General features: G+C 59.4%; 4 protein-coding genes. 2 read left to right on the top strand and 2 right to left on the bottom strand.

Annotated elements, in window-relative coordinates:
* Positions 1-603: lytic transglycosylase domain-containing protein (locus ABYA88_RS15815; RefSeq protein ID WP_373188347.1), on the top strand; the 603-nt coding region annotated here is incomplete at its 5' end.
* Between the two features lie 70 nt (positions 604-673).
* Here the strand turns inward: ABYA88_RS15815 and ABYA88_RS15810 are convergent.
* Together ABYA88_RS15810 and nfuA are read right to left on the bottom strand one after the other, a co-directional pair.
* On the bottom strand, positions 674-1,606 hold the full coding sequence (locus tag ABYA88_RS15810) for a chemotaxis protein CheV (protein ID WP_373188346.1): 933 nt from the start codon (positions 1,604-1,606) through the stop codon (positions 674-676).
* A gap of 80 nt (positions 1,607-1,686) precedes the next feature.
* On the bottom strand, positions 1,687-2,271 hold the full coding sequence (gene nfuA / locus ABYA88_RS15805) for a Fe-S biogenesis protein NfuA (RefSeq protein ID WP_373188345.1): 585 nt from the start codon (positions 2,269-2,271) through the stop codon (positions 1,687-1,689).
* Between the two features lie 240 nt (positions 2,272-2,511).
* Here nfuA and ABYA88_RS15800 point away from each other — a divergent pair.
* On the top strand, positions 2,512-3,394 hold an 883-nt coding region (locus ABYA88_RS15800), incomplete at its 3' end, for a homocysteine S-methyltransferase family protein (RefSeq protein WP_373188344.1).

Genomic DNA, 3,394 nt, shown 5'->3' with positions numbered 1-3,394 from the left:
GCAGTCATGGCCCGGGAAATGGAGTGGTACTTCCCGGCGATACGCGGCATCAGCCTGGCGCAGCACTGGGACGATCTGGATATCCGTTTTCCGATGGCCTATCAGGAGCCGATTCGCGCCCAGGCGGCCGCACGCCAGCTGAACTCGACCTGGATCTATGCGATCACCCGCCAGGAAAGCGCATTCATGGCCGATGCCCGCTCGCATGCCGGCGCGACCGGGTTGATGCAGCTGATGCCGGCCACCGCGCGGGAAACCGCCAGGCGTTACAACATCAGCCTGGGCCACCCCAACGAGCTGCTGATTCCCGAGCGCAACATCGCACTGGGCACCGCCTACCTTTCACAGCTCAACGGCATGTTCAGGGGCAACCGGGTACTCGCCTCGGCCGCCTACAACGCAGGCCCTGGCCGCGTGCGCCAATGGACCCGCGAAATGCCGACCATCCCGGCAGATATCTGGATCGAGACCATTCCGTTCGACGAGACACGCACCTATGTGCAAAGCGTACTGAGTTATGCAGTCATCTACGGACAGAAGATGGGCATTCGCCAGCCGGTGATCGAGCAGCACGAACGCTATCTGGAAGCTTACCGGCCCTAGAAACAAAAACGCCCCGTGTGAACGGGGCGTGGAGTATGCGAATCAGACGGATTACAGCTCAGGCCGCTGCTCACGCATCGATCAATCTGAGTCGCTCGCGCACCACTTCAACCAGTTGATCGGGCTGGAATTTCGACAGAAAGCCGTCACAGCCGACCTTCTCGACCATCGCCTTGTTAAAGTTGCCGGACAGCGAAGTGTGCAGCACCACATACAGATCGCGCAGGCGCGGATCCTTGCGGATCTCCGACGTCAGCCGGTAGCCGTCCATCTCCGGCATCTCGGCATCGGTAATGACCATCAGCAGCCGCTGGGAAATATTCGGGTCCTCGTCTGCCCAGGCCTGCAACTTTTTCAACGCACGCAGACCGTCAGTGGTTACATGCATGGTCAGATCCAGCTGCGACAGGGTTTCCTTGAGCTGGGCGATACCGGTAGGCGAATCATCCACCAGCAGCACTTCCCGCCCCCGTGCCTTCTCCAGTAGCGCATCATCAAGCAGACCCTCGCTGACCCGCGCATTGAACGGCACTATTTCGGCGAGCACCTTTTCCACATCGATAATCTCCACCAGCCGATTGTCATCCAGGCGGGTTATCGCAGTCAGATAGTGGGTGCGTCCGGCACCGCGCGGCGGCGGCAGCACGGCATCCCAGTTCAGGTTCATGATGCGGTCTACACCGCCCACCAGAAACGCCTGCACCGAGCGGTTGTATTCAGTGACGATAATGGTGCTGTCCGGGGTCACGGCCTGGGGCCGCATGCCGATAGCGCCGGAGAGGTCGATCACCGGGATGGTCTGGCCACGCAGATGGATCACGCCCGCCACATGGGGTGCGCGCTGGGGCATCTGGGTAAGGCGGGGAAGCTGCAGTACTTCGCGGATCTTGAATACGTTGAGCGCGAACAGTTGATGTCCGGCCAGTTGAAACAATAATATTTCCAGGCGATTTTCGCCGACCAGACGCGTGCGCTGATCGACGGTATCCAAAACTCCGGCCATGACGAGCCTCACAGGTGGAATGGCGATTTGATATGTTTGGCAGTATATCCGTTATCGACCATTCCGCTTATTTCTGAAGCTCAGTAGAAGGCGTTTTCCTTGACCGTGTGATCGGTCACGTCGCGTACTGCGGTAATTTCGGGGATGCGCGCGATCATGGTTTTCTCGATACCTTCCTTCAGCGTAACGTCGACCATGCCGCAACCCTGGCAACCGCCGCCAAACTGCAGAACCGCAACGCCATCCTCAACCACATCGATCAGTTTGACATCGCCGCCGTGGCTGGCCAGTCCGGGGTTGATCTCGGTCTGCAGCAGGTAGTTGATCCGCTCGTTCAGGGGGCTGTCATCGTTGACCATCGGCACCTTGGCATTCGGCGCCTTGATGGTCAGCTGGCCACCCATACGGTCGGTGGCGTAATCGACTACGGCATCTTCCAGAAAGGGCTCGCTGACCGAATCGATCCACACGTCGAACGAGTCCAGCTTGATCGTCCGGTCCTCGGGCTTCTCCTCGCCTGGCTTGCAATAGGCAATACAGGTTTCCGCATAGGGCGTGCCCGGCTGCGTGATGAAGACCCTGATGCCGATCCCGGGGGTTTCCTGCTTGACCAGCAGATCGGCCAGATACCCTTCGGCTTCCTTGGTAAGGTTAATGCCTGCCATGTAATGCCTCGCGTTCAATAGTCTGAATGGGAGCATTGTACGGGATCACGGCCGGCGGATAAAGACATACCTTTTTGGTAGGGTATTCCGACTGCCCTACCCCGCACTCATCCTGGTGGGAGCGGTGGCAAGGCGAAAGTTCACGCAGTGCTCTGCCACACCTTGCCATACACCTGTTTACTACCTGCGCCGCGCATATCTGCTAAACTTGCTGGCTTTGCGTACATTTTCGGAGCCACCATGTCTGAGCGTTCTGCCCGTCTCCAAGCACTTCATACTGCCCTGAGCCAGCGGATTCTGATCCTCGATGGCGGTATGGGCACGATGATCCAGAGCTACAAATTCGAGGAGACGGATTTTCGCGGTGAGCGTTTCTGGGACTGGCCCTCGGACCTGAAGGGCAACAATGACCTGCTGGTACTGACCCAGCCCGACGCCATTGCAGCGATGGAAAAGGCCTATCTGGATGCCGGTGCCGACATCATCGAGTCCAACACCTTCAACTCCACGCGCATTTCCCAGGCCGACTACGGCATGCAGGATCTCGCCTACGAGCTGAACGTCGAAGGTGCCCGCCTGGCGCGCCGGGTCTGCGACGAGAAGACCGCGGAAACCCCTGACCGTCCGCGTTTTGTCGCCGGCGTACTCGGGCCAACCAGCCGCACCTGCTCGATCTCCCCGGACGTGAACAATCCCGGCTTTCGTAACGTCACTTTTGACGAGCTGGTCGCCGACTACATCGAATCGGCCAAGGGCCTGATCGAGGGCGGCGCCGACCTGATCCTGATCGAGACCATCTTCGACACGCTCAACGCCAAGGCGGCGATTTTTGCAGTACAGGAAGTCTTCGACCAGTTGAGTTTTGAAGTGCCGATCATGATTTCCGGCACCATTACCGACGCCTCTGGCCGCACGCTCTCGGGCCAGACCACTGAAGCCTTCTGGAACTCAGTAGCGCACGCCAATCCGCTCTCGGTGGGCTTGAACTGCGCGCTGGGTGCCAAGGACCTGCGGCCCTACCTGGAAGAGCTGTCGAACAAGGCCGATACGCACATCTCGGCGCACCCCAACGCCGGCCTGCCCAACGAATTCGGCGAATACGACGAAACTCCGGAACAGACCG

The sequence above is a fragment of the Halopseudomonas sp. genome, from assembly GCF_041579695.1.
Lineage (GTDB): Bacteria > Pseudomonadota > Gammaproteobacteria > Pseudomonadales > Pseudomonadaceae > Halopseudomonas.
Note: the sequence above shows the minus strand (reverse complement) of the source record. Positions and strands in the feature narration are given on the sequence as shown.

Excerpts from the sequence above, each read along its gene's own strand:
- nfuA (WP_373188345.1), bottom strand. The coding sequence starts at position 2,271 with ATGGCAGGCATTAACCTTACCAAGGAAGCCGAAGGGTATCTGGCCGAT.
- ABYA88_RS15810 (WP_373188346.1), bottom strand. The coding sequence starts at position 1,606 with ATGGCCGGAGTTTTGGATACCGTCGATCAGCGCACGCGTCTGGTCGGC.